We start from the raw sequence: 25700 nt of genomic DNA on the forward strand, positions 1-25700 counted from the left end.
AGAAAGGGAGAGAAACGAGGATGGCGAGATACGAGGAACTGCAACAAAAGATTCAACGGAAGACAGCGAGAGTGGGTGTGATTGGGCTTGGGTATGTAGGGCTGCCACTGGCGGTAGAGACGATCAAGAGCGGTTATACCGTAATTGGAGTCGATCTGCATGGCGGAAAAATCGAGAGCCTGAAAAGAGGAGAGTCTTACGTCCAGGATATTTCCAATGAAACCTTGCAGGAATGCCTCGCGACCAATCGCTTTTTTCCGACGACTGATTATAGCGTAATCGAAGAGCTGGATGCGATCAGCATTTGCGTTCCTACTCCGCTCAGTCCCAATCAGGACCCGGACACCTCATACATTACAAACGTTGTCGAGCAAATCAAGAGATTCATGAAAAGAGGAATGCTCATTACGCTGGAGAGCACAACCTATCCGGGAACGACTGAAGAGCTGATCCAGCGCGAATTTGAAAAGCTGGGCTATCGTGCCGGCATCGACTTTTTCCTCTGCTACTCACCGGAGAGGGTCGATCCGGGCAATCGCAAATACAGTACGTACAATACGCCAAAGGTGATCGGCGGGACGACAGAACGCTGCATGGAGTTAGGCACACTCTTGTATGGCAGTCTGGTCAAAACCGTGGTGCCAGTCTCTTCGCCAAAGGTGGCGGAGATGTCCAAGCTTTTGGAAAACACCTTCCGTAGCGTCAATATTGCCTTCATGAATGAGATGGCGATGATGTGCGACAGAATGGGCATCAATGTTTGGGAAGTAATCAAGGCCGCATCGACCAAGCCTTTTGGGTTCATGCCGTTTTACCCGGGACCCGGAATCGGTGGGCATTGCATACCGCTCGATCCGATGTATTTGTCGTGGAAGGCCAAGGGCTTTCGTTTTCACAGCCAATTTATTGAGATCGCCCAATCCATTAACGACAACATGCCGGACTATGTGCGAAACAAGACAGCACAGGTGCTCAACATTTACGCCAAAGCAATCAACAGCTCGCGTATCTTGATTCTCGGCATGGCCTACAAGCCAGAAGTAGATGACCTGCGTGAATCACCTGGGCTGGAGATTTACGAGCTGTTCACCAATAGCGGAGCAACTGTCGATTATTACGACCCGTATGCACAGAGCTTTGTGAATAAAAAAGGTGAGATCGTCCATTCCATCGCCAATGATTACGAGGCGTTCAAGACTTACGATTGCATGGTTCTCATTACGAATCACCAAAGCTTTGCCTATCAGGAGCTGGCGGACTTGGGAGTGGCCATTATCGATACACGCAATGCGTTTGAGGGCATCACGAATCCGAATGTATATCGCATTGGAACCTCCGTTGCTATCAGGCAAGAGAAGGAAGTCGTCAGCTTGCTCGCATAATACAAAGACCGAACATTTTACGCAACAAGGGAGGAACCGAAGACATGTGCGGAATTATGGGATATATCGGGAACAGGGAAGCGCAGCCGATTCTAATCAATGGGCTGCGAAAGCTGGAATACAGAGGCTACGATTCAGCTGGCATTGCGATTTGTGACGGAGCAACTATCAGCATTCGCAAGGCAAAAGGCAGAATTGATGTACTGGAAAGCCAAACCCAAAAGTCCGGCTTGCAAGGCTCCATCGGCATTGGTCATACGCGCTGGGCGACACACGGACGACCGTCAGACGAAAACTCTCATCCTCATTTTGATCAATCCGGCAAGTTCTCGATCGTGCATAACGGCATTATCGAAAACTATCTGGATCTCAAGCAGGAGTTGATCGAAAAAGGCGTGACGTTTACTTCGGAGACTGACACGGAGGTCATCGTGCACCTTTTGGCGCAGGAATACGACAACAATCTGGTTGCGGCAGTGCAGAAGGTCGCTGGCAAAATTCGCGGAGCATTTGCCCTCGGTGTGATGACGGAGCATGAACCTGACAAGCTGATTGCAGTTCGTATGGCGAGCCCGTTGATTATCGGGGTAGGGGAGAATGAGAATTTCATCGGTTCTGATATCCCGGCGATCCTGGAGCATACGCGCGATGTGTACGTTCTCGAAGACGGAGACCTAGCGATTTTGACCAAGGATTCTGTTCACGTCATGCGTCTGGATACGACGGAGCCAATCGAGCGAGAGCTGGTGCGAATTGAGTGGGACAAGGAGCAAGCGGAAAAAGACGGCTTTGCTCACTATATGCAAAAGGAAATTTACGAGCAGCCGCGTGCCCTGCGCAATACAATGACAGGTCGAATCGATCCTACCCAGCAAAAGGTTATTTTCCCTAATCTTCAGTTATCAGAAGCGAATGCCAAGTGTGTGGAGAAAATCTACATTGTCGCCTGCGGTACTGCTTATCATGCGGGCTTGATCGGCAAGCATGTGATCGAGCGACTGGCACAGATTCCGGTAGAAGTAGATGTAGCGTCGGAGTTTCGTTATCGTCGCCCACTCTTTCAACCGAATACACTTACGATTGCCGTCAGCCAATCAGGGGAGACAGCCGATACATTGGCAGCCATGCGTGAAGCCAAACGAAACGGCTCAGCAGTACTCGCTATTACGAATGTAGTCGGGAGCTCGATTGCCCGTGATGCCGATGACGTGATTACGACAAATGCAGGACCAGAAATCGCGGTGGCTTCGACGAAGGCATACACCTCGCAGTTGATTGCGTTTTACTTGCTCGGCATCTATTTGGCGCAAGCGAAGGGAACACTGGACGCTGGCACCCGTGCCTCACTGCTTCACCAACTGACCGCACTCCCGGATCAAGTCGAGCATATTCTCGCACATGCGGATGAGATACGTCATTTCGCTGAATCGATCAAGGACGAGCAGCATCTGTTTTTCATCGGACGAGGACTCGATCATGCAGTATCTATGGAAGGCTCGCTCAAGCTGAAGGAAATCTCATATATTCACTCGGAGGCGTATGCGGCAGGGGAGCTAAAGCACGGCACGCTGGCGCTGATCGAAGAGGGAACGAGAGTCATTGCCTTGGCTACCCAGGATGAGCTGCATGAGAAAATGATTAGTAATATTACAGAAGTGAAAGCCCGTGGAGCAAAAGTTCTCGGTATTACTTTAGATGGACATGTAGAGCTGCATCGCTCGGTTGATGATGTTTGCCTGATTCCGCAGACAGATGCCTTGCTTACACCTGTTCTAGGCGTTATCCCCCTCCAGCTCATTTCCTATTACACTTCTGTTGCGCTCGGCAATGACGTAGATCGTCCACGAAATTTGGCCAAAAGTGTAACAGTTGAATAAACACAAACGTCAGTCGTATTAAGACTAGAGGGTAATAGGAAAAAGGGGGAAAGATGAATGAACACCTCGAAGCGGACGTTGAATCAGGAGAAATTACTGGAGATTATGCTTCAGGCCTATCAGCTGGGCGTGCAGAGGAAAGACATTGATTTGACCATGATGATTGACACACTAACCTATGAATTGAAACCATACTTCGATCAGCAAATCCAACAAGGTCAGCTTGCAAAAGGGGAGCTGACCAAGACGGAGGCGATAGGATGAACATACATGCAGTAGTATTGGCAGCAGGAAAAGGAACCAGAATGAAATCTTCGCTCTACAAGGTCATGCATCCAATCTGCGGGAAGCCGATGATTGAACACGTCGTAGAGACATTGGAAGCATTATCACTTCGCCACTTGGTCGTCGTTGTCGGTCACGGAGCCGAAGTGGTCAAAGAGCAGTTGAAAAACCGCGTTCAGTATGCGTATCAACCGGAACAGCTTGGGACCGCTCATGCTGTTTGGATGAGCCACGAAATTCTCGGGGCACAGGATGGCGTGACGATTGTCATGAATGGTGATACACCGCTCGTACAAGAAGAGACGCTGCGAAGTTTGCTCGAGTATCACCAGCTCAAACAGGCAGCAGCCACGGTTTTGACCGCCATTGTGGACGAGCCTACTGGCTATGGCAGGATCATTCGCGACGAGAACGGCGATGTCCGAAAAATTATCGAGGAAAAAGATGCGACCTTGGGACAAAAAAAGGTGAACGAGATTAGCACCGGAATCTTTTGCTTCGACAATCAAAAGCTGTTTTCGATGCTGCCGATGGTCTCAAACGAAAACGCGCAAGGGGAGTTTTACTTGCCGGATGTTCTGGGGCTATTGCAAGAGCAAGGTCATTTGGTCGCGGCGTTTGCAACGGATGATCCCGAAGAAGGCAATGGCGTCAATGATCGTGTGCAGCTCGCTGATTTGGAACAGCTAATGCGCAAGCGAATCAACGAATTCCATATGCGAAACGGAGTTACGATGATAGACCCGAGCTCTACGTACATCGATTCTGACGTAATGATCGGACGTGATACGGTGCTCTATCCAGGAACCTGCCTTTTTGGCGACACACAGATCGGCGAAGGCTGCCAGATCGGGCCGAACGCGATGGTCAAAAACAAGAGCATTGAGGATTACACGAGAATTCAGCCGTTTTCAGCGGTTGACGGCAGTACGTTTGGTGAGCGGGCTTTTGCTTGCGTGGGAGCGACGACACAACAGTACGGTATCGACCAGCGCTGATGCAGGTACTTCGTCGATATAGCTGGCTTTGGATAGCACTGCTCCTTGTGACAGTGGCTTCGATCATCATGCTGTCGTTGGCAAACACCCACTCCGCCCTGACAAAAGCAACCTGGATATGGGATGCCAAGCAAATAGAGACCCAAACTGATGAAATGATCGAGTTTGCCGAGAAAAACGACATCAACCTGATCTATCTTCACGTTGAACCAGCAGGTGTTGCGCCAGAGAAGTATCGTACCTTCATTGAAAAGGCTAACCAGGCAGGCATCAAGGTAGAGGCGCTTGGCGGTGACCCCAATTGGGCGTTAACAGCGAATCGCCAGAGCATCGACGATCTCATCTCCTGGGTGAAGGCGTTCAATCGCAGTGCCAAGTCAGATGAACGATTCTCGGGGATTCATGTCGATATCGAGCCGTATTTGTTGCCTGCATGGAAGGAAGACCAGGAAAAAATCGTGAAGCAATGGCTGAAAAACGTCAGCTATCTGGCAGCAGAGACGAAGAAGGATACGGATCTCGCTGTCGGTGCCGACTTGCCTTTTTGGATCGACTCCGTAAACGTTCCTGGCAGTGATGAAAAAGTGAGCAACTGGATGGTGCAGCGACTCGATAGCATTACGTTAATGGCCTACCGCAATCAAGCCCTTGGGCAAAATGGGATCGTCGAAATTGTAGGAAAGATTGTCGATGATGCCAATGTACGAAAAAAAGGGTCGGTTATCGTGGGCGTCAACATCATGGAAACGATGGAAGGCGCTCATGTTAGCTTTTATGAAGAAGGCACAGAAGAGATGAACAACCAGTTGGCCATTTTACAGGAAGAGCTGTCAAACAATCCGGCGTTTGCAGGAAGTGCGATCCATGATTACGAGAGCTGGAAGCACGCAAGTCAACGAGAGGGGCAACTTTGACGAATGAAAGCTGCGCGCATCTATTTGAGTGTTCTCTGCCTGACAGTCGGCTTTCTGTTCGGCTTTTCCCCCGCGGAGAAGAAGAGTAAAGCAACGTGGATCTGGCAATCCGAAATGATCGGGAGAGATAAGCAAGAGATTCTCGATTTCTGCAAAAGTAACGATATTAATCTCGTCTACTTACGAATCGAAATGAACAAGCCCTATGAATACTACCGCGATTTTATCCGCGAAGCGACAGAGATGGGGATCGAGGTTCATGCGGTTGCTGGCCATCCGGCATGGGCACTCAAAAGCAACGAAAAGCGGATGATGAATATCGTTCACTGGGTAAAAAGCTACAACCGTGAAGCGGAAAAGAATGAGCGAATTCGCGGGATTCAGTTAGACATCGAGCCGTATCTCCTGCCGTTTTGGGAGACCGATCAGAAGAGGATTATTCGGGAATGGCAGGCTAATGTGCAGGCGTTCACTGCCGAGGTGTCAAAAGATGAGGATTTGGTTGCCAGTACAGCCATTCCATTTTGGCTGGACGATATTCCCGTTCCTGGGCCAGAAGAGATATCCTTGTCCAAATGGATGATCAGCCAGTTTGATACGGTATGTATCATGGCGTATCGTGACACACTTTCCGGTCAAAACGGCATCCTGAATTTGATTGATCAGGAAATGAAAGAAGCGGATGAATTAGAGAAGCGTGTCTTGGTCGCTGTGAATATGAAGCCACTGCTGGATGAAGACCACTCTTCGTTTGCCGAGGAAGGTCCGGCTTACATGAAACAGCAATTAGAGCAATTGCCTGCACATTTGGCACAGCATCCGTCCTTCTCTGGTGTCGCGATCCACGATTATCGCTACTGGAAGGAGGCGACTCCACTGCCCCCGGTAACGAAGCAACGCTACAAAGGCACCTACATATGGCGTGCAGAATTGATTGGCACGGAAAAGGATGAAATTCTCTCCTTTGCGGAACAAAACGGGGTGAATCTCCTCTATGTTCGTCTTGATTTGGAGCAGCCGGCTTCCTATTACCGCGATTTCGTGAGAGAGGCTCGTGAAGCGGGTATCGAGGTTCATGCGATGGGTGGTCATCCGATTTGGGCGATGTCTGAAAATCGGAGTAAGATCATAAAGCTCGTGAATTGGGTGAAAGCCTACAACGAGTCTGTCTCGACAGAAGAGCAGTTTCACGGTATTCACTTAGATATCGAGCCGTATGTCCTTCCTGTCTGGCGTGAGGATAAAGAGGAAGTCTTGCGCCAGTGGATGGGCAACGTCGAGGCTTTCGTTGAGGAGACCAAGAAAGGGACTTCCTTGGAAGCGAGCGTCGATCTCGCTGCATGGCTGGACAAGACACCGACTCCGGGTCAGCCCGAATTGCCGTTTTCGCATTGGATGATCAAACAGCTTGATCATACGACCTTGATGGCATTTCGCGACCAGGCTCCTCGCATCATCGGCTTGGTTGAAAATCAGATGAAGTACGCAGAGAGCATCCAGAAAAAGTTGGTCGTCGCCGTGGAGACAAAAGAGAGCCACGAAGGGAACGGGATCACCTTTTACGAGGAAGGCATGGGCGAAATGGATCGGCAGCTGGATCTGGTGACAAAAGTGCTGGATCGGTACTCCTCTTATTGGGGGCTCGCCATTCATGCTTATGACTACTGGAAAAACGGGAAAGAGTAGGCTGCCTGCATCGTGCACCATTGTTGTACAATAGAAGAAAACGAGCGTCGGAACGAGGAGAACAAGCCATGCGAGATGTGCAAAACCGACATCGAAATCTTCCGCAGCGTACGCCAGAGATGTTGTACAACGTGGTGCGCAAGTTTTACCGTGGAGCAGTCAGTCATTTTGACCTGATTCAGGAGAAAAAGCAGGAAGCATGTGCAGCCTTGGAAGCTGGTGACCACGACAAAATCCGTGCAGCTGTACACACGTTATTTTTGGAGTTCCATTTTTATGTGACCTGCTGGCTCCAGATTGAGCTTGCCCTGTATCGGCTGGCCCGTCAGGATGAACGCCTTGGGCAAGTGGTGGAAAGATATCGACAGTCGTTGGAAAAGCATGTAGCGGTACGGCAACTACTGGATCAGACGGAGGCGTGTGTGGAGGCGCAGTTTCAACCAACCAGGGATGGATGGTCCTGCGTGCAGAATGATGCCTACGTGTTTGGCAGCATCATTTTTACAGTGGATGAAGAGAGTCTGCAAGATTTGCATGCCGTGTATCAGGCGATTTGGGAAAAGGCAGACCGCTAAACTACCACTTATAACAAAAAGCGTGACCATCGCGATGGATGGTCACGCTTTTCTCATTTAGAAAGTGCCAGGGAAAATGGAGCCTGTGTGGGGAGCCATCTGGCCTGGGGTGTTCAATTGGTGAACCTCTTGTGTGTTCGTGCCAGCAAAGCCGGGAGAGAAGATCGATTGTGCTCCTGCGCCAGCCTGATTGCTGTACGCTTGATTGGCATATGCCTGTGGCTGCAGCTGAGGTTGCTGCTGCTGACCTTGTTGCGCTTGCATGCCGTAGCCAGTGTTATTCAACTGGCGAACTTCCTGGACATTGGTATTGGCAAAGCCAGGCGCAAACATACTGCCAGTCATCGCTGGTGGATACGCTGCTTGATTCGTATAGCCAGCTTGTCCTCCGTAACCGCTATAGCCAACTTGATTGCGGGCTTGAACCTCTTGAACATTCGTGCCGGCAAAGCCCGGAGAGAAAACGGAGCCTTGTCCAACTGATTGCTGATAAGAAGGCTGTGCTTGTATGTAGCCAGCTTGTTGGCCTTGTGCATAGCCTGCGAATTGGTTTTGCATGGACTGGAGAGCTTGATTTTGCCCATAGCCATATTGCGGCTGATGATGTTGTTGGTGGTGAGGATAACCAGCCTGATTGAGCTGTCTTACTTCCTGGGTATTGGTATTCGCAAAGCCAGGGGCAAAAATCGATTGTGCACCACCGTAGGACATGCCCGTTGCAGGGGTACCGATGGATTGGGCATGCCCTCCGTGGTTCCAATGCTGTACTTCCTGTACGTTTGTTCCGGCGTATCCTTGTTGGAACATCGCGCCTGCAGGGCTCATTGCTCCAAAAAATTGCGGTTGTTGCTGGGAATGCATCATATTGTTAAGTATATGGGTCATGGTTAAGACCACCTCCATGGAGTATTTTTTCCAAGGTCGATCAGGTCATGCATCCGAAAACGAAAAAAACATGCCGGAGTCTAAACGGCATGTTCCTTTAGATCAAAACGTGAGACTTGCCTCATTGTTCAGTGCTACCCGCACGTACAGCTAGCATGCCGATTCACCTATTGCGGTAGCGTTTATCTACAATCAGGAAGGATTGACCCATTATGAGCCAACAGCCTGGGGGTCAATCGCGTCAGCCAGTCGTTCGTTGGGTGATGCGACGTTCCCCTTCCTGACGGGCAAATCGCACCAAGGTCGTCTGTGAATCAGCTAGTGCTGCTCGACTCCCTTATCCTGCGGCAATCCCTCGCTTGTTTTGCAAGCGGGAGACATGCTGTGCGTAGTGAATCAAATTCGCTAACGATAATCGTCGAATCGATGGTTCATCGAATTTCTCCGGCTTTGCATTCGCTTCAAAGAGCCAGAGCTTTCCTTCTTCTGTCAAGCCAAGGTCCATCGACATCTCAGCCAAATCCGTCCATTCTGCATTTAAAGACCGTGCGACGGCAAGTGCCGTATCGTGAATGTGTCTTTCCATTTGCTCGTGATTATTTGTAAACAAGGCTTGCATAACGGTTGATAACGAGTGGATCGAGCCGCCGCGTGGCACATGAGTGGTGATACTTTGCGAGCCAGACCTTCTGATGCCAACTCCGGTTACGCACCACTCGCCCTCGCCATCTTTCTGTACGAGGACACGCACATCAAAAGGTTTGCCGTTGTAACGGGCACGACGGATACCCTGCTGCATGATGTACTTCTGTTGTTTGACATGAAGTCTAATATGCTTCCATACGTCATTCAAATTGGAAAAGCGGCGAGTAATGGCCTTTTGCTCCTTTAACCGTTGCAGGAACCACTTATCGTTTTTAAAATCAATGCGCATAATTCCCTGACCAGCTTTACCGAGCACAGGTTTCAAGTAGACAAAGCGATGTTCCGTGCAAAAGCTTCGAAAGCGAGCCAAGGTGTCCAGCTGTTTCGTCTCCGGTAGAAAATCTTGCACCTCCAGGTGAGACTCAAGCATCGTAAACAGCTGGTGCTTGTCAAAAAAGCCGCGATTAAACAATGTGACATTTGGCATTTCATGAATGCGGTTCAATGCTCTTCGGACTTCAGGTCGCCGTTCTGCTTTCCTCGTCGGAATTCGGTTGTAAACCACATGGGGGAAAGGTAGAATCACCTCTTGCCACGAGTTTAGACGATTGTTGTACAAATAGCCGCGTACCTTTTTCTTCTCCCAATTGATTCCTTGTGGAGTGAACACATATACGAGTGCTCCCCATTGCTTTCCCGATTGGGTAATATCCTTGAAGTTCTCGCGATTTCCTAAAAATGTTGCCCCTTCACCAACGGTCAATATGCCAAATAATGGGCCAAGCTTCAGGGAGTCGTCCGCCATTTTCCAGTTAATGCGTGTACGAATACGGCTTGCTTGCACGCGGGGTAAACCAGCGTATATCCGTTTCGTATGAGAAAAGGGACCGAGACTGGCGACCAGTGGCTTTGGCGAGCGTTTAAGGACTAGCCGAGGTAACTGTACGAACCATCTACCGCTAGGGAGGATCGTCAGCCACCCGGAGCGCTGCTGAAGCATGGTGTTCCTCCTTCCAGAAAAACGGTACAGATCGCGTGCGACTAGAAATTGGCCAAGTAACAGCTATAATCGACGAGCAGCTTGCGTGATTCGTGATCAGCCTGCTTGAGACGGGCGTGCTTGAATATAGAACGGCCAGGCTTGGAATTTGCTTCGAACATCCAGACATGGCCTTGCGTATCAATCCCCATGTCCAGCCCCAATTCGCCTAAATCAATCCCTTTGGCCAGTTCAATTGCGGTAGCGAGTCGGATCGACGCGTCAGAAATGCGCTGAGTCATGAGGGGTTTTTGTCTGCCAAACAGGTGCTGCAACAGGTCATCGCCGGGGATGACAGTTCCACCTGTGCGTACGTGAGTAGTTACGCTGCCAGAACCGGCAACCTTAGCTGCCGTGCAGGAGACGACCCACTCATTTTGCTGGTTTTTATGCAAGTGAACACGGAAATCAAACGGTCGTCCATGGAATGTCATTAGTGAAATGCCCTGTTGTGCCAGATACGCGCTGACGCGACGACTGCGGAAGACATGCTGATAAAGGCTGGACAGCTTGGCAAATTGTTTTTTTACATTGCCGCTGCCTGTATGGTAGGAGGCAGTAAAGCCAGCGCCTGCCTGGCGAACAACTTTGACAATACCGTACCCGAGACTTCCGTTTTTGGGCTTCAAATAAACGATAGGGTATTTACGCAGCAAGTTTCGAACAGTTGTAAGAGAAGGAGAGGTGTATGTCTCCGGGATATGCTCATTCACTTCTGGATTCGGGTACAGCAGCTGGTGAACACCCCATTTGTTAAAAAAGCCCTGATTGAACATCGGTAAATTGGGGTAACTGGCGAGTCGATACTTGAATTCCTGAACGGCTTCATGTTTTTCTGCCGAACGAGAGGGGATACGATCATAGACGACATCAGGCATGGCGGTAACATGCTTTTTCCAAAAGTAGGCGCCTGACTTGCTTCTGCGCAAAAACCACGCTTTGACCGTACTGGATTCCCAGTCAACATCGGTGGGGGAAAATATATAGTAGAAAACGCCTTTCCCTTCTTGAGCCTGTAACAGATTTTGAAAAAACGAGGTGCGAGGGCCAATTGGCTGCTTGGGATCTCGTCTAATGCCAGTCGTAACGATCCCGATTGAAGGACCGATTCGGAGTGCAGAGCCTTCTAATTTGAGTTGGATCAAGCCAGGGTGAGGAATGCCCAGCTCCGTTTGCAAGAGCGTCGTCACTTTCATGACGTTCGCATCCGGATTGCTTTTATCTTGTAAGACAGTTGCGACTACTTCCTTTTTACCCAGTAAGACTTTAATTTTTTGGCGTTGCCGTAGCTGGAGCTGTTGGAAGAGAGTAGCTGGCAGGATAATCCCACTGATACGGGGGTTGGAAAGGAAGCGAAGCCGCATTCTGAACGTTTCCATGCTTTAACCTCCTACACGCTCTTTCATGAGATAGTGGGCGTAGCGAACAGGCTGAGTAATCGAATGCAGTTGTGCAGTCGGGTCGTCAATCATGCGAAAAACGGTTCGCCCTGGTCTGCTGTTTACCTCGATGATCCAAACATTACCTGCGGTGTCGATGCCAATATCGATTCCCAGCTCAACGAGTCTGCCGTGTGACTCTTCCAAGAAACGGGGAAGTTCTTCTGCCACTCGGTTGATTGTTTGCTCGATGCGTGCCGCTTTTGCGGATGTGAAGTGAAGGGGCAGGAAAGAGGCCAGAGGTGTTGCTTTCCCTCCTCCGTGCAAATTGGAGGTGATACTGCGTTTGTCTCCCAGACGCACAGCTTTGCCAGTTGTCCCCCATTTACCCAGCCCGTTTTTTTGAACCAGAACACGGACATCGAATGGGGTACCATCCGGGGTATGCAACTCCAAATAGGGCTGTACCAGGAACTTGCGGCCGGCAGTAAAGACAGACACAAAACTTTTTAACCCGGCAGTGTCACGAATTCGCTTGGTGAAAGGCTTATTGTCTCGGTTTCGTCCAGAAGCTTCATAGCCACTGTGCATTTCTTTGATTCTCACGACGCCAATACCGTGAGTTCCCGCCATCGGCTTGATGATGGCTGCCCCGTATTTTTGCAAGGTTGCATGGAGCACTGGATATGAGAATATTTCAGTAGGCGGGAGCAGCGGGGCGAGGAGAGAGGACTTCACGAGCATCTGGTGCACCTGCCATTTTCCAGACAGACCATGCCCCAAAAACGTAATGTTGCGATCGTTTTGCAACTTTTCCACAAATGGTTTATAGTGGCGATAAGATGGGCCCACAAAGCAACGATCATAGATAAAGGCGGGGATTGGGAAGTCTTTTGCGTGCCAGGACCCATTGCGATATTCGAAGCCTTTTACCATACGAATGGAAAAGTTAACTTGACGTGGTGAAAAAACGAAGACGCGAATGCCGTGCTTGCGTCCATAGAGCGTAAGCTTTTTGTAGTACCCTTTGTCTACAAAGTGGGAGCCTTGGCACCGGGCCATGATACCAAGACTTTTCTCGGATGCTGTCATGTAGGTCACCTTCGCCTGTTTTTGTTACACTTCGGTCTTCTTTTTATCGTCTTTTGTGGTTGAATGGTCCGGGGAAAACCACTTAGAAAGGCGGAATAATCCAGCATGCGAACGACAGAAGGGCGAGCGCGCCGAGGCAGCTCTTCGGCACCCTCAGGCAATGGAACTGTTTTGGCTGACTTGGATGGCTTGCTGTTGACCTCCAATAGCCACACCCGTCCATGGACATCGACTCCCAGATCAATTCCGAATTCTGCGTACTGCCCAGGCAGTGATTCTTCTAAAAGGATTGCGAGCTTAAGTGCTACTGCGTGTAACGTTTGAGGGGATGGTCGAATCGTGCCCGCCCGTGGTCCACAAACTCGCAGGGCCTGAAGGGGAGTCATCATCTGCCCGCCTCTGGATATATTGGAAACAATATGGTTTAATCCCAGGCGAGCTACCATGGAAGTGATGGACCATTCGCCTTTTCGGTCTTTTTGTACCAATACACGAAAATCTGTCGGACGTCCTTGGATGCCGATTAACGGTAAACCTTGTTGCAGCAAATAGGATGTGCCTTTTGTCCTTTTTTGCAAATACTGATGTAAGCCCTGAATGCTAGCAAATGATTTGCGCAATCCTCCGGGGAACGCGAGCCGATATCCCTCGGGCGAACTGCGAACTCGAATGATCCCGCGTCCCATGCTACCGTTAGCGGGTTTTGCATAAACGGTGCGATACGTAGATAGCATTTGCCGTATGTCTTCCTGTTTCAAATAACGAACCATACTGGGAAGATGTTCGGAGGCTGTCGGTTGATTCTCGAGAGCGGCGTGTACATGCCACTTATTCAAAAAACGCTCGTTAAAAAAGGGAATGGAAGCGTCTTTGCAGCGCTGAACCCAGTTGGCCATCTGTTCACTTCGTTCGCGTTGGCGGGATACGAGTCGGTTGTAAATGCATTGTGGAAGCGGAAGTAAGGTTTGTCTCCAGACGCCTCCTTTTCTAACGATTCCGCGCACGATTCCCGCATCCCAGTTGACATCCTGAAGCCGAAATGCGCAAAGGATACCTCCGCGTTTACGGGTGATATCGGACATCTCCTGGAAGAAAGAGTTTAGGTGTCCAAACGGTGCTTGCGAGAACGCTGCATTGTAGCTAGAAACAAGAACACCTACATACGGTCCGAAAACGATTGTCTTCTGACTCGCATCATAACGGACTAAGAGTGAAACGCCCCTGGGCAGATGTAGTGATTGAGCTAAAGATGGTCGAATGAAGGTTTTACCCGAGGTTTTGGCTCCCCGTTCCCAACTGCCTACGCGTGCGGAAACGGTTTTGCTCCCAAATTGAACCGCAATGGTGGACGGTGTTGAAAGATTCCATTTGCGCAAGTGCGCCTGGGGCAGGTAAAGGTCTACTTCCGATATTATCTCGTTTTCGACAACGATTGTTGGAATGTAGGACATGAGTATCCCCTTCCCATCAGGCAAAGTTAGTCTATGGTATGAGCACCCAAAACGTTTGGTGCCATGTAGAGAAGAGAGGTTGTTAGGATTTATGAACGCTTGGATACTATTAGTGAATATTGCAGTAGGCTCTGTCATTGGTGGAGTGACGAATGATTTAGCCATCCGAATGCTGTTTAAACCAGTAAAACCGTGGTATATAGGCAGGTGGAAAGTGCCTTTTACCCCGGGATTGATCCCGAGAAGACGGGACGATATCGCGATACAAATGGGCAGACTCGTCGAAGAACATTTGCTGACAACAGAGGGGGTCAAGCGTGCGCTGAATCAGAGTGGTTTGGAGAGCACCCTGACTGGATGGATGAACACCATCGCTCGAGACTGGATGACAGATGAGCGCAGTCTACGTCAAGTATTGCAGACGGTGACGCCACAGTTATTTAAGGAAGATGGAACGTGGAGTGAGGGTGTCCGCGCGCCTATCGAGGCGAAATGGGGTACTTTTGTCGAACAGGTTCTGGCTCAATATGAAGAGAAAAAACTGAGAGAGTTGATTACGGACAACGGACGTGAGCGTCTGGATGCTGCACTTGGCAGTGTGAGCGAACTGCTTTTGAACCGTTTCCGCGAATATTTACATTCCCCGGAAGGCCAGCAAACCTTACAAAACATGGTTCGCGGATTGCTCGGTGGAGGCGGAGGCATGTTTGGTGGCTTAGTCGGGATGTTTCTTGGGGATGACAAGATTTTGGGCAAAATTCTCCCGTATCTCGATGAGCTTTTGCAAAGCAGAGAGCTTTCGGAGCGCGTGCATTACTTTTTGCATAAGGAAGCGGACAAGCTCTTGGACAAAAATGTGGGCGAAGTGGTTGCCTGGATTGGGCGAGATCAAGTGGACGATTGGGCGCGGAAGCTTTTTGCCAAGCTGGAGGAGCAAAGCCTGCGCATCGTGGACGAGCCTCTGTCTCGTTTGACAGCGCCTTTTTCTGCGACGGTGACAACGGAACTCGTTCCTCGTTTGGCAAAGTGGATGGTGGACACGTTGCAACAAAACATCGAGAGAATATTTTCGCGCCTGGCCATCCGAGAGATTGTTACACGGCAAGTAGAGGGTTTCCCGATTGAAAGAATTGAAGAGATGGTAGTCGGGATCTCAGGTAAGGAATTCCGCATGATTACGGTTCTCGGATTTATTCTTGGCGGTATTATTGGGCTGGTCCAAGGTTTATTGTCCAATTTGGTCAGTTAAACAAAACTGAAAAGAAACTGTAACTGTGTTGTAATAATCCTGTAATATTCCTTGGGTATGATAAAAGCACGATGAAAACCCCCTTAATGATATACTTTCTGGTCGGTAGCTTTCGAAAAAGCTACCCTTTTTTTTTGCCCCGCCTTCGGGTATATTGGTCGAAGGAGCGCACGTACATGGAACGGGTGGGAGAAAAGGAAGGGGGAATAGCAATATGGCAACGAAGCATGAACAAATCTTGCAACATATTGATCGCCTTCCGATCGGTTCGAAGATTTCCGTGCGGCAGATCGCGAAAGACCTGGATGTTAGTGAAGGGACTGCATACCGCGCGATCAAGGAAGCGGAGACACAAGGATACGTCAGCACGATTGAGCGTGTCGGTACGGTGAGAATCGAGAAGAAGCAAAAAGAAAATATTGAACGTTTGACCTTTGCGGAGGTTGTGAACATCGTCGATGGTCATGTGCAAGCTGGACGTGAAGGCTTACACAAGACCTTGAATAAATTTGTAATAGGGGCCATGCAGCTCGAAGCCATGATGCGCTATATTGACGCCGGGAGTCTCTTGATTGTCGGTAACCGCTATCAGGCGCACAAAATCGCTTTGCAGCAAGGGGCTGCTGTATTAATTACCGGGGGATTCGATACAAGCGAGGAAATCAAGCAGCTAGCTGACCGCTTAGCGCTGCCAATCATCTCCTCCAGCTACGACTCCTTTACGGTAGCATCGATGATTAACCGAGCCATTTACGATCGCCTTATCAAAAAGGAAATCGTAATGGTAGAGGATATTTTGAAGCCGCTTGCAGAAACGCCTGTCTTATTGACATCAGATTCTGTTGCCAAGTGGCACCAGTATACGGAGCTGTATCAGGACACGAGATTCCCCGTCGTAGATGAGCAGATGCGCCTGATCGGGATTGTTACCTCCAAAGACATTATCGGTCATGAGGAAACTGCGACGATCGACAAGGTCATGACGAAAAACCCGATCACGACCTCGCCGCGGGTATCCGTAGCATCATCTGCGCACACCATGGTGTGGGAAGGAATCGAGCTATTGCCTGTCGTAGATAACTATCGCAAGCTCGTAGGGGTCTTGAGCCGCAACGACGTGTTAAAAGCGCTGCAATTTACAGCTAAGCAACCTCAGATGAGTGAAACGTTCCCGAATCTGATCATGTCGCATTTCCGTGAGGAGCGCCAAGCAGATGAGATGGTTTATCTGGGTGATGTAAGCCCACAAATGACCAACCATCTCGGTACGATTGCCAGCGGAATCATGACGACGGTCATGGTCGAGGCTGCTTGTAACCTGCTACGCCACCATCGTCGAGGCGACATGGTACCGGAAAATATCACCGTCTATTTCCTAAAGCCAGTCCAGATGGAAAGTCATATCGAAGTGAAACCGCGCCTATTGGACATCAGCCGCCGCTTCGGAAAAGTCGAAGTATCCGTGTTCCACGGTGAACAGCTCGTGGGGCAGGCCATGATTACTGCGCAAATTATTGAGCGTTAAAAGAAAGGAACAGTCTTTTATGGACTGTTCTTTTTCGTGTCTCGTCGTCTGTTTACTAATTTTCCTTTTGTTCAAAACCTTGCTCGCGCCTTCTTTTTTCAATGCGAAGAAATGGAATATGCATGAAAATTTTAGCCAGCATTCCTACTCCCAATACAAATACAGCATAAATCAATTCGATCGACTCAAACAGCGCTCCGTATAATTGAAAACCGATCAGCCTGCCTAAAGCAAACAGCATGACCATCACGGAAATAAATCTTCCCAACATATGCGGTTCGATGGTTTGCTGATAAAAGGTACGGAAAAATACACCATAGATATTGAACATGGAAAATAGAAAAAAGCTCACAAATGAATAAAATAGTAATACGGCAAGTGGATTGGATTGCAGGAGCTGAAAAAAGGAATCACTGCCTAAGAGAAGCAGGGGAAAGACGGCTACAACGATTCCGATCAGACCGATACCAATATTATGGGAGATCGAAAAACGTTTTGCAAAAGGATCACCCCAAGAATCGAACATATGGAGCCAGCGGTCTGTGCGCTTTCTACCAGTCCGAAATCGATGTCCGATCCGCCAAATATCTGCTTAATCATATACGGGAAGCCAAGCATAACAAACGGAAAGAGAAAAATATGGGTAAGAAGACCGTTGAGTACAAGTGAACTGATTCGATAATCCTTGGCGAAAATCTGTAAACCCTCCTGTAGTTCCTTTATAATCGAAGAAGAACTAGCCGTTCTTGGGAGCGTAGGAAGCTTCATGAAATGCATAGATGCAGCTGAGATCAAGGAAAGCACGGCGTTTAGTAAAAAGACCGCTCCAATCCCGCTAACACTATACAGAACTGTTCCAGTAAGTGGGGCAAGCACACGAACCGTCTCCACTACAGTGGTATCCAAAGCGATAGCGTCAGTCAATTCTGTTTTCTTCACAACATGCTGCAAGAGCGTGGTATACGCGGGAACCGTCAGTAGATTACATACAGAAAAAAATAGAACGGCCACATATATAATTGTTTCTTTGATGGGCTGAAACAGCGAGAGAAAGAACAGCGACAGAAGAAAAATTCCATAAATGAGATCGATGGCGCCCAATAGCATGCGCTTGTCCAGACGGTCAGTCCATACTCCTGCAAATGGACCTAACAGGATTTGCGGGAGCACCCCTAGCGCCAGTATGGAAGCAAATTTTCCTGCTGATCCTGTGAGCGCCAGAATGTACAGGGAAAAGGAAACACTTAGGCAGATTGTTCCAAACTCGGTAGTAGAATGGCGAAACAGAAACAATGAGAAATTAGGGTTGGCAAACAAATGAACCTTCATAGCTGATCCCTCCAGGCGCTATAGGCAAAATACATATTTTAATTGTAGATGGATCAAGAAAAAAAGCGCGGCAAATTTTGCTGTGACGATTGAGCAAAAATTGACATCGGAAGGTGGGCAGGGGAACGATGAGTCAGATTACCAAGCCGTTAACTCTGAAGATTGTGAACAGCGCAATTACCATCTATCAGATGGAGGCAGGCGTTTCTGATGAGCTACATCAGCACGATACTTGTTTTCAAATCAGCATGTTGCTTCAGGGAAATCCGATGGTGCAATGTGAACAGCAATTTCGCAAGCTGGCCGGACGTCAGCGCCTGGTTGCATCGCCGGGCTGTCTGCACCGTCATTTTTCCGAGGCAGAGGCTATGCGGTTGATGCTCTTCTTTCTCAGCCCAAGCCTGCTGGAGAGTGTCTATGCTGACAAAATGGAGGCAGTTAGCGGACCGATTGAATTTGTCCCATGGTCGGAAGATGAAACGGATGGTTTTCAAAGAATCGCGGAAACGGTTTGTACACAAATGATTACACAGCAGATGGAAAAGCTGGAGCTTGAACAGATAGAATGGGAGCTAGCCAGCCTGCTGTTAAATGTGCAGGAAGGATCGCACACGCAAAAATGGCGGGGCAAGCATCTATCCGCTTATCCCTCGATTCCTGTATCGATCCATCCTGTCCTGAAAAGGGTGACGGATTTGATCCAGGATGATGTAACCGTGGATTGCTCACTGGATACACTGGCGGGAGTTGCGGGTATCAGCAAATTTCATCTGATTCGTCTATTCCGTGAGCAGATTGGTCGCACTCCTGCGCAATATGTGACAGATCAACGTGTAACCCGGGCCGCCTGGTTGCTCCGACATAGTAAGCTCGCCGTTACGGCCATTGCTTTTGAAGCGGGCTTTGGTAGTGTAAGCACATTTGAGAGGGCCTTTAGAAAAAAATATAGAGTAAGTCCGCTCGATTACCGTAATAGCATGTAGGTACGTACGAAGCTTCGTCACCGATGAATTGACAGGGTAAGGAATGTAACTTATCATCTAATTAGAAAATTATCTAATTAGATTCGGACAATAACCAATCGAGAAAGGAGTGCCCCTTTTGCAACTCGACCAACTCGTCACCTTTTATAAAGCACTCGGAGACCCGACGCGCGTACGCATTCTCGCGATTTTAGCAAATGGCCCCCTGCACGGACAGGCGTTGGCAGGCAAGCTCGGCGTGACACCTCCCACCATCACCCACCATATGGCAAAGCTTCGAGATGCAGGTGTCGTTTACGAACGACGTGATAAAAACACCATTTACTTTTATTTGCACGAAGCCAATGTAACACGCCAGTCGCAAGCAATCGTGAATGTCATGGAAAAAGCAAAGGATTCGACAGCAGAGGACATTTTTGCGCAAGACAACTCACACGTTCAGAGGAGGCATCAGATGGCAGCAGAAAAAATGCAGGTCATTCGCAGCTTTATTACACCAGATGGCAAGCTGAAACAAATCCCGTCCCAGCGTAAGAAAAAGCTGATCGTCTTTGAACACATGGTCCGTGGGTTAGAAAAAGGTCGCAAGTACAAGGAACAAGAGATCAACGAATACATTCGCCAATTCCACGAGGATTATGCTACGATTCGCCGGGAATTCATCATGAATCATTATATGTATCGAGAAGAGGGCATCTATGAGCTGAACCCGGAGGAAATCTGGGCAAAAGCCGAAGACCTGCAATAGCAGGAAATCGTTTCCTTCTGAATTGAACAGAAAAAAGGACAACCTTCGGCACTGCCGCTCAGGTTGTCGAAGCAATAGAATGTCACACAAATTCATTATAGCGAGAGCTCTAACAGGTTTGTATGATAAACAGCTGGGAATAGAGGAAAAGTATTTCCAGTCATCGTTTTCCTAAAAATGAAAAAGGCATGCGGAACGTAAAGCTGTTCCCATGCCTTTTTCTTATTGAGGTTTTGAACACTTATACCCCTTTTTTCAATTCTGCCTGCCAAGCTGTACGATAACGGAAATAATTGCGAGTTCCCAAAAATAAATTCATAGCCCCTACAATCAGCATGATCAACGCAACGACAATGCGGATCGTATCGAGAGAATCAAAAGTAAACTGATTGATGCCGAACAAAGAAACGAGTATCCCCAATGACACATTCATTTTCCCCAGCAACATACGCGATTCAAGCGGATGGATGCCTCGTCTGCGCGCATGGATACTATAGTAGACACTGGCAACCAGGGAAGCGAGAATACCGGTCATGTAAAAGGCAGACCACATATATGGATTCATCCTTTCTAGCCATTCTGGTATTACCCATCCTACCAAAATCAGGGGAGAGCGGTCAAATACAAGTAAGAACGTTTGTTCTTAACGTCCGTATGCGCTATACTTCCGGTATAATGTAAGAGAGAAAGTTTCCATTGTAAAAATTGAGAGGGGTAATATCATGACCTCCTTTGTCCATTTGCATGTTCATACGGAGTACAGTCTGCTGGATGGAGCAGCACGTATCGATGCACTAGTGAAGCAAGCCAGCGAGTTGGGCATGCATGCACTGGCTATGACAGACCATGCCAATCTGCACGGGGCGATCCCGTTTTATAAAGCTTGTCTGGAGGCAGGCATCCAACCGATTATCGGAATGGAAATATACGTAATAGAGGGAAATCTTCAAGATCGCGTGCGAAATGCACCGCCGCCTAGTCATCTGATCGTTCTCGCTGAAAACGAAACGGGCTACCGGAATCTCCTGAAGCTGGCGACAATCGCGAATACAGACGGCAACTACATTCTTCCGCGTCTCAACAAAGAGGCGTTGGCAAAGCATACAGACGGCCTCATTGCACTGAGCGGCTGCCAGCAAGGGGAAGTAGCCAAGCTATTACTGGCTGGAGAAGCGGACGTTGCGAAAGACGCAGCCCTCCGATATCAGCGAATGTTTGGTGAACAGTATTTTTATTTGGAACTGGCTGATCATGGACTGGAAGTGGAGCGCAGGCTGAATACTCGTCTCGTGAAACTGAGCCAGGAAACGGGGATTCCGCTGATTGCGACGAACAATGTTCACTACATCTACAGGGAGGATCACCAGCAGCATGATATCTTGTTGGCGATCAAAGAAGGCAAGACGATTGGCGAAGAAAACCGTTTTCGTTACGAGACGGATCAATACTATCTGAAAAGTGCCGAGGAAATGGCGGCGCTCTTTGCCTTTGCGCCCCAGGCATTAGCGAATACTGTAGTTGTTGCAGATAGGTGCAAGCTGGACCTTACCTTTGGCGCGCATATTTTGCCGGAATTTCCCTTGGCAGGGGGACAAGATGCAACGCAGTATTTGCGTGAACTGTGTGAAAAGGGATGCTTGGAGCGATACGGCGAGATTACGCCAGAGGTGCAAGCGCGTCTGGATCACGAGCTGGCAATTATTACAGGGACGGGCTTCACCGATTACTTCCTGATTGTATGGGATTTCATGCGGTACGCCCACGAAAACGGGATACCGACTGGACCTGGACGCGGATCTGCGGCAGGTAGTCTCGTCGCGTATGTTTTGAAAATCACGAATGTCGATCCACTTCGCTTTCAGTTGCTCTTTGAACGCTTTCTCAACCCGGAGCGGGTGACGATGCCTGATATTGATATCGATTTTTCCGTAGAGCGCCGTGACGAAGTCATTCACTATGTAGCGAGCAAGTACGGTCATGATCGTGTTGCCCAAATCATTACCTTTGGAACGATGGCGGCTCGTGCAGCAGTGCGTGACGTTGGGCGGGCGTTAGGCTTGTCTTTGGGCATCGTGGATCGCGTGGCCAAAATGATTCCGCAATCGCCAGGCATGACGATTGAACGAGCGATGCAGATCAACCCGGATATCGGCAAGCTGTGCGCGGAAAACAAACAGGCAGCACAACTGATCGAAACGGCAAGGGGAGTAGAAGGCTTGCCGCGCCACGCCTCCACACATGCGGCGGGTGTCGTCATTTCGCGTGAACCGCTGACGAATTACGTTCCATTACAGACGGGCAATGAAGGCTTGGCGCTCACGCAGTATCCGATGGAGATTCTCGAAGAAGTCGGTCTGTTGAAGATGGACTTCCTCGGCTTGCGCAATTTGACCATCATTCAGGAAACATTGCGTCATTTGCAGGAGCAGGGAATATCGCTTGATCTGGATCAGCTGCCGACAGACGATGAGAAAACGTTTCGTATGCTCTCCCGTGGGGAGACAACCGGTATTTTCCAACTGGAATCTTCGGGGATGCGCAGTGTGCTGCGAGATTTGAAGCCGAGCAGCCTCGACGACATCATTGCGGTCCTGGCTTTGTATCGCCCGGGGCCGATGGAGATCATCCCACAGTACATCGCCGCTAAACACGGACAGAGCAAAGTACAGTACGCTCATCCTGTTCTCGAGCCGATTTTGCGGGAGACGCATGGTTTTATGATTTATCAGGAGCAGATCATGCAGATTTCCTCGACACTGGCAGGCTTCAGTCTTGGTGAGGCAGATATTTTGCGCCGAGCAGTCGGGAAAAAGAAACGGGAGCTATTGGCGGAGCAGCGGGAGAAGTTCGTGGCTGGTTGTGTCCGACAAGGGTACGGAGAAGAGCTGGGCAATCAAGTCTACGATTTGATCGTACGCTTTGCCGATTATGGCTTCAACAAAGCCCATTCGGTGGCTTATGCGGTCATCGCTTACCAGATGGCTTATTTGAAAGCAACTTATCCGCTTGCGTTCATGGCAGCGCTACTCTCATTGTCCATCGGCAGTCAAACGAGAATTGCCGAGTACACGGAAGAAGCGCGGCGATTACATCTTACCGTGCTCGGGCCTGACGTGAATAAGAGCCTTGCCTACTTTACAGTGGAGCAGGAGGCGATTCGCTTCGGTCTGGCAGCAGTGAAAAACGTCGGCTACAGTGCCATTGAATCGATCGTGAAAGAGCGCAAAGGCAGACCGTATCGTGACGTCTTTGATTTTTGTGCCCGCGTGGATGCACGGTTAGTCAATCGCAGAGTAGTAGAGTCGCTCACTTTATGCGGCGCGCTGGACTCGTTGCCAGGACATCGCAGTCAGCTTTTGCTATTACTGGATGAAGCGGTAGGGAAGGCAAACAGTAAAAGAATCGAACGTGACGCCAACCAGCTCAATCTATTTGCGGGAGAAGAAGATGCGGCACCATTGCGCGAGCCGGCAGAATATCCCGAGGTACCACCGCTCTCACATACCCAGCAATTAAAAGAGGAGAGGGATTTGATCGGGGTATACATCTCCGGTCATCCACTTGACCAGTTTGCCCATGTCGCGAGTCGCCCGGAAGTAGCCGTTATCTCTTCATTGGGGGATGTGCCGCGCGACAAGACGGTGAAAGTATTCGGAATGATAACGGAAGCCAGACGCATCCAAACGAAAAAAGGGGACCCAATGGCGTTTATTACGCTAGAGGACAAAACGGCGCCAGTAGAGCTGGTCGTCTTTCCACAGGTGTATGCGAAGTATGCGCCACTGCTCGAGCGTGAACAAATCGTCGTGGCAGAAGCCCGAGTCGATCATCAGGACGACATGGTCAAGCTCATGGCTTCTCGTTTCTGGGATGCACAAACGCTGCCGCAGCCGAAGTCTGAGACCGTATTATTTGTCAAAATATCGGTAGAGCAAGAGCACGATTCGACGCTGCAAAGACTTTCACGCTTGTTTGTCGAAAAAAAAGGAGCGATTCCCGTTATCCTCTTCTATGAAGGGAAAAGACAGACAATTCGCCTGCCAGAAGCAAATTGGGTAGACGTAGATGAGTCATTTTTGGAGCAAGCGCGAGAAATTGTGGGTCCTGACAGCGTAATTCGGAAAGAAATGCCTATAAATTGGGGAGGATGAGGAATGTCCTCCCTTTTTCGCCGTTTTCGGCAGGTTTACAGGAGAACAGTTTTTTATTATATTGAGATCATAACTCAATAAGTGGTCAGACCACTTGGAATAACCCAGGCGTTTTTACTGCCTACAAGCAATCATAGAAACTATTATCGTGAAATGGAGTGGGATCGCATGTCCAACCTGAGAGAGGAAGCACTTGAGCTTCACAGAAAACATCAAGGAAAATTGGAGGCAGTGACCAAGGTACCCGTTCGCAATGCTTACGATCTGAGTCTTGCCTATTCTCCTGGGGTTGCTGAACCTTGCAAAGATATTTTTGATGACAAGTCAAAAGTGTACGATTACACGATGAAAGGCAATCTGGTTGCAGTAGTCAGCGACGGTACTGCAGTACTGGGGCTCGGAAACATCGGACCAGAAGCAGCAATGCCGGTTATGGAAGGTAAAGCAGTTTTGTTCAAAGCCTTCGCAGGTGTAGATGCATTCCCGATCTGCTTGAATACAACAGATGTAGATAAAATCGTAGAGACAGTAAAACTGCTCGAGCCTACTTTTGGTGGCGTTAACTTAGAAGATATCGCAGCTCCTGCATGCTTCGAAATCGAAGAGCGTCTGAAGCGCGAAACAAACATCCCGATTTTCCACGATGACCAACACGGTACAGCGATCGTTACAGCGGCAGGTCTGATCAATGCTCTGCGCGTGGTTGACAAAAAGTTGGAAGATATCCGCGTAGTAGCGAACGGTGCAGGTGCAGCTGGTATCGCGATCATGAAGCTTCTGATTTCCATGGGCGTTAAAGAAGTGATCATGGTTGATACAAAAGGAATCGTGTACGAAGGCCGTCCATACGGTATGAACCCAGTGAAGGAACAAATGGCGAAAATCACGAACCGCAGCATGCTGCAAGGTGACCTGGCTGACGCAATGAAGGGCGCGGACGTATTTATCGGTGTATCCGTAGCTGGCGCTGTTACACAGGACATGGTTCGTTCGATGAACCGCGATCCGATCATTTTCGCTATGGCAAACCCAGTACCAGAAATCATGCCACAAGAAGCAAAAGAAGCAGGTGCGGCAGTAATCGGTACAGGCCGTTCCGACTTCCCGAACCAAGTAAACAACGTTCTGGCATTCCCGGGAATCTTCCGTGGCGCTTTGGATGTACGTGCAACGGAGATCAACGAAGAAATGAAGCTGGCTGCTGTATATGCAATCGCAGACCTGATCACACCAGAAGAGCTTACTGCAGATAAAGTGATCCCTTCTGCATTCGATCCACGTGTAGCACCAAACGTAGCTGCGGCAGTAGCAAAAGCAGCAATGGAAACGGGTGTTGCTCGCCTCACAGTTGATCCGGAAGAAGTCAAACAAAAAACGACGAAATTGACAGCTATCTCTTACCAAGAAGCGTAAAATACTTTTCATCGAGGCACCGACGACACCCTCCGCGAAAGAACGTAGGCTTTTTACAAACGTGGAGGGTGCTCCTCGTTGAAGGTATGAGTAA

The 25700-nt window shown here is 49.2% G+C and carries 21 protein-coding genes; 13 read left to right on the forward strand and 8 right to left on the reverse strand.

Translation table 11 applies throughout. The features are described 5' to 3' along the window. Window positions 1–20: 20 nt before the first annotated feature. The 7 genes from ACQ5DJ_RS18475 (at window position 21) to ACQ5DJ_RS18505 (ending at window position 7717) form a co-directional block, all read left to right on the forward strand. The gene (locus tag ACQ5DJ_RS18475) at window positions 21–1382 is read left to right on the forward strand and encodes a nucleotide sugar dehydrogenase (protein WP_429843757.1); all 1362 of its coding nucleotides are present in this window, start codon (window positions 21–23) and stop codon (window positions 1380–1382) included. A gap of 44 nt (window positions 1383–1426) precedes the next feature. Further along, on the forward strand, window positions 1427–3259 hold the full coding sequence (gene glmS, locus ACQ5DJ_RS18480; protein ID WP_429843758.1) for a glutamine--fructose-6-phosphate transaminase (isomerizing): 1833 nt from the start codon (window positions 1427–1429) through the stop codon (window positions 3257–3259). A 57-nt stretch (window positions 3260–3316) separates the two neighbouring features. Then, a complete protein-coding gene (locus tag ACQ5DJ_RS18485) occupies window positions 3317–3523 on the forward strand; it encodes a hypothetical protein (protein ID WP_007728018.1) in 207 nt (68 codons plus the stop codon). After that, window positions 3520–4542 carry a bifunctional UDP-N-acetylglucosamine diphosphorylase/glucosamine-1-phosphate N-acetyltransferase GlmU gene (gene glmU / locus ACQ5DJ_RS18490; protein WP_429843759.1) on the forward strand — a complete coding sequence of 341 codons (1023 nt, stop codon included), beginning with the start codon at window positions 3520–3522 and terminating at the stop codon, window positions 4540–4542. The genes ACQ5DJ_RS18485 and glmU overlap by 4 nt, the downstream gene beginning before the upstream one ends. Then, window positions 4497–5456, forward strand: a complete 960-nt coding sequence (locus ACQ5DJ_RS18495) for a hypothetical protein (protein ID WP_429843760.1) — start codon at window positions 4497–4499, stop codon at window positions 5454–5456. The genes glmU and ACQ5DJ_RS18495 overlap by 46 nt, the downstream gene beginning before the upstream one ends. Before the next feature lie 3 nt (window positions 5457–5459). Then, complete coding sequence (locus ACQ5DJ_RS18500; RefSeq protein WP_429843761.1) at window positions 5460–7142, forward strand: hypothetical protein; 1683 nt, start codon at window positions 5460–5462, stop codon at window positions 7140–7142. A gap of 68 nt (window positions 7143–7210) precedes the next feature. Next, on the forward strand, window positions 7211–7717 hold the full coding sequence (locus tag ACQ5DJ_RS18505) for a hypothetical protein (protein ID WP_429843762.1): 507 nt from the start codon (window positions 7211–7213) through the stop codon (window positions 7715–7717). A gap of 57 nt (window positions 7718–7774) precedes the next feature. Here ACQ5DJ_RS18505 and ACQ5DJ_RS18510 read toward each other — a convergent pair whose 3' ends face one another. From ACQ5DJ_RS18510 to ACQ5DJ_RS18530, 5 genes are all read right to left on the reverse strand, one after another. After that, window positions 7775–8602 (reverse strand): hypothetical protein, encoded by an 828-nt coding sequence (locus ACQ5DJ_RS18510; RefSeq protein WP_429843763.1) that lies wholly within the window; start codon window positions 8600–8602, stop codon window positions 7775–7777. Window positions 8603–8939: 337 nt separating this feature from the next. Next, window positions 8940–10247, reverse strand: a complete 1308-nt coding sequence (locus ACQ5DJ_RS18515) for a YheC/YheD family protein (RefSeq protein WP_429843764.1) — start codon at window positions 10245–10247, stop codon at window positions 8940–8942. A gap of 41 nt (window positions 10248–10288) precedes the next feature. Next, window positions 10289–11665: a YheC/YheD family protein gene (locus ACQ5DJ_RS18520; protein WP_429843765.1), complete on the reverse strand. Its 1377-nt coding sequence runs from the start codon at window positions 11663–11665 to the stop codon at window positions 10289–10291. Window positions 11666–11668: 3 nt separating this feature from the next. Then, on the reverse strand, window positions 11669–12757 hold the full coding sequence (locus ACQ5DJ_RS18525) for a YheC/YheD family protein (RefSeq protein ID WP_429843766.1): 1089 nt from the start codon (window positions 12755–12757) through the stop codon (window positions 11669–11671). 5 nt (window positions 12758–12762) lie between these two features. Then, window positions 12763–14208, reverse strand: a complete 1446-nt coding sequence (locus ACQ5DJ_RS18530) for a YheC/YheD family protein (protein WP_429843767.1) — start codon at window positions 14206–14208, stop codon at window positions 12763–12765. Between the two features lie 91 nt (window positions 14209–14299). Between ACQ5DJ_RS18530 and ACQ5DJ_RS18535 the strand changes: the two genes are divergently transcribed. Further along, complete coding sequence (locus tag ACQ5DJ_RS18535) at window positions 14300–15457, forward strand: DUF445 domain-containing protein (RefSeq protein WP_429843768.1); 1158 nt, start codon at window positions 14300–14302, stop codon at window positions 15455–15457. 214 nt (window positions 15458–15671) lie between these two features. Then, on the forward strand, window positions 15672–16982 hold the full coding sequence (locus ACQ5DJ_RS18540; RefSeq protein ID WP_429843769.1) for a DRTGG domain-containing protein: 1311 nt from the start codon (window positions 15672–15674) through the stop codon (window positions 16980–16982). 55 nt (window positions 16983–17037) lie between these two features. Here the strand turns inward: ACQ5DJ_RS18540 and ACQ5DJ_RS18545 are convergent, their stop codons facing one another. Then, a complete protein-coding gene (locus ACQ5DJ_RS18545; RefSeq protein WP_429843770.1) occupies window positions 17038–17508 on the reverse strand; it encodes a hypothetical protein in 471 nt (156 codons plus the stop codon). Further along, the gene (locus ACQ5DJ_RS18550; RefSeq protein WP_429843771.1) at window positions 17439–18311 is read right to left on the reverse strand and encodes an MFS transporter; all 873 of its coding nucleotides are present in this window, start codon (window positions 18309–18311) and stop codon (window positions 17439–17441) included. The genes ACQ5DJ_RS18545 and ACQ5DJ_RS18550 overlap by 70 nt, the downstream gene beginning before the upstream one ends. Window positions 18312–18439: 128 nt before the next feature. On the opposite strand from ACQ5DJ_RS18550, the gene ACQ5DJ_RS18555 reads away from it, so the two are divergent. Beyond that, on the forward strand, window positions 18440–19294 hold the full coding sequence (locus ACQ5DJ_RS18555; protein WP_429843772.1) for a helix-turn-helix domain-containing protein: 855 nt from the start codon (window positions 18440–18442) through the stop codon (window positions 19292–19294). A gap of 118 nt (window positions 19295–19412) precedes the next feature. Further along, window positions 19413–20042, forward strand: coding sequence for a metalloregulator ArsR/SmtB family transcription factor (locus tag ACQ5DJ_RS18560; RefSeq protein WP_144617183.1), 630 nt, complete (start codon window positions 19413–19415; stop codon window positions 20040–20042). Between the two features lie 241 nt (window positions 20043–20283). Here ACQ5DJ_RS18560 and ACQ5DJ_RS18565 read toward each other — a convergent pair whose 3' ends face one another. Continuing rightward, the gene (locus ACQ5DJ_RS18565; RefSeq protein WP_173608878.1) at window positions 20284–20595 is read right to left on the reverse strand and encodes a YtpI family protein; all 312 of its coding nucleotides are present in this window, start codon (window positions 20593–20595) and stop codon (window positions 20284–20286) included. 169 nt (window positions 20596–20764) lie between these two features. On the opposite strand from ACQ5DJ_RS18565, the gene ACQ5DJ_RS18570 reads away from it, so the two are divergent. Then, window positions 20765–24193: a DNA polymerase III subunit alpha gene (locus tag ACQ5DJ_RS18570; protein ID WP_429843773.1), complete on the forward strand. Its 3429-nt coding sequence runs from the start codon at window positions 20765–20767 to the stop codon at window positions 24191–24193. A 168-nt stretch (window positions 24194–24361) separates the two neighbouring features. After that, entirely contained in the window at window positions 24362–25606 is a 1245-nt protein-coding gene (locus ACQ5DJ_RS18575) for an NAD(P)-dependent malic enzyme (protein WP_429843774.1), read from the forward strand. The last annotated feature ends 94 nt before the right edge of the window (window positions 25607–25700 follow it).

It is taken from the genome of Brevibacillus sp. FIR094, assembly GCF_050477165.1.
In the GTDB taxonomy this organism is placed as follows: Bacteria; Bacillota; Bacilli; order Brevibacillales; family Brevibacillaceae; genus Brevibacillus.

Coding starts and splice junctions, on each gene's coding strand:
- ACQ5DJ_RS18475 (WP_429843757.1), top strand. CDS start 21: ATGGCGAGATACGAGGAACTGCAACAAAAGATTCAACGGAAGACAGCG.
- glmS (WP_429843758.1), top strand. CDS start 1,427: ATGTGCGGAATTATGGGATATATCGGGAACAGGGAAGCGCAGCCGATT.
- ACQ5DJ_RS18485 (WP_007728018.1), top strand. CDS start 3,317: ATGAACACCTCGAAGCGGACGTTGAATCAGGAGAAATTACTGGAGATT.
- glmU (WP_429843759.1), top strand. CDS start 3,520: ATGAACATACATGCAGTAGTATTGGCAGCAGGAAAAGGAACCAGAATG.
- ACQ5DJ_RS18500 (WP_429843761.1), top strand. CDS start 5,460: ATGAAAGCTGCGCGCATCTATTTGAGTGTTCTCTGCCTGACAGTCGGC.
- ACQ5DJ_RS18505 (WP_429843762.1), top strand. CDS start 7,211: ATGCGAGATGTGCAAAACCGACATCGAAATCTTCCGCAGCGTACGCCA.
- ACQ5DJ_RS18510 (WP_429843763.1), bottom strand. CDS start 8,602: ATGACCCATATACTTAACAATATGATGCATTCCCAGCAACAACCGCAA.
- ACQ5DJ_RS18515 (WP_429843764.1), bottom strand. CDS start 10,247: ATGCTTCAGCAGCGCTCCGGGTGGCTGACGATCCTCCCTAGCGGTAGA.
- ACQ5DJ_RS18520 (WP_429843765.1), bottom strand. CDS start 11,665: ATGGAAACGTTCAGAATGCGGCTTCGCTTCCTTTCCAACCCCCGTATC.
- ACQ5DJ_RS18525 (WP_429843766.1), bottom strand. CDS start 12,757: ATGACAGCATCCGAGAAAAGTCTTGGTATCATGGCCCGGTGCCAAGGC.
- ACQ5DJ_RS18530 (WP_429843767.1), bottom strand. CDS start 14,208: ATGTCCTACATTCCAACAATCGTTGTCGAAAACGAGATAATATCGGAA.
- ACQ5DJ_RS18535 (WP_429843768.1), top strand. CDS start 14,300: ATGAACGCTTGGATACTATTAGTGAATATTGCAGTAGGCTCTGTCATT.
- ACQ5DJ_RS18540 (WP_429843769.1), top strand. CDS start 15,672: ATGGCAACGAAGCATGAACAAATCTTGCAACATATTGATCGCCTTCCG.
- ACQ5DJ_RS18545 (WP_429843770.1), bottom strand. CDS start 17,508: ATGTTCGATTCTTGGGGTGATCCTTTTGCAAAACGTTTTTCGATCTCC.
- ACQ5DJ_RS18550 (WP_429843771.1), bottom strand. CDS start 18,311: ATGAAGGTTCATTTGTTTGCCAACCCTAATTTCTCATTGTTTCTGTTT.
- ACQ5DJ_RS18555 (WP_429843772.1), top strand. CDS start 18,440: ATGAGTCAGATTACCAAGCCGTTAACTCTGAAGATTGTGAACAGCGCA.
- ACQ5DJ_RS18565 (WP_173608878.1), bottom strand. CDS start 20,595: ATGTGGTCTGCCTTTTACATGACCGGTATTCTCGCTTCCCTGGTTGCC.
- ACQ5DJ_RS18570 (WP_429843773.1), top strand. CDS start 20,765: ATGACCTCCTTTGTCCATTTGCATGTTCATACGGAGTACAGTCTGCTG.
- ACQ5DJ_RS18575 (WP_429843774.1), top strand. CDS start 24,362: ATGTCCAACCTGAGAGAGGAAGCACTTGAGCTTCACAGAAAACATCAA.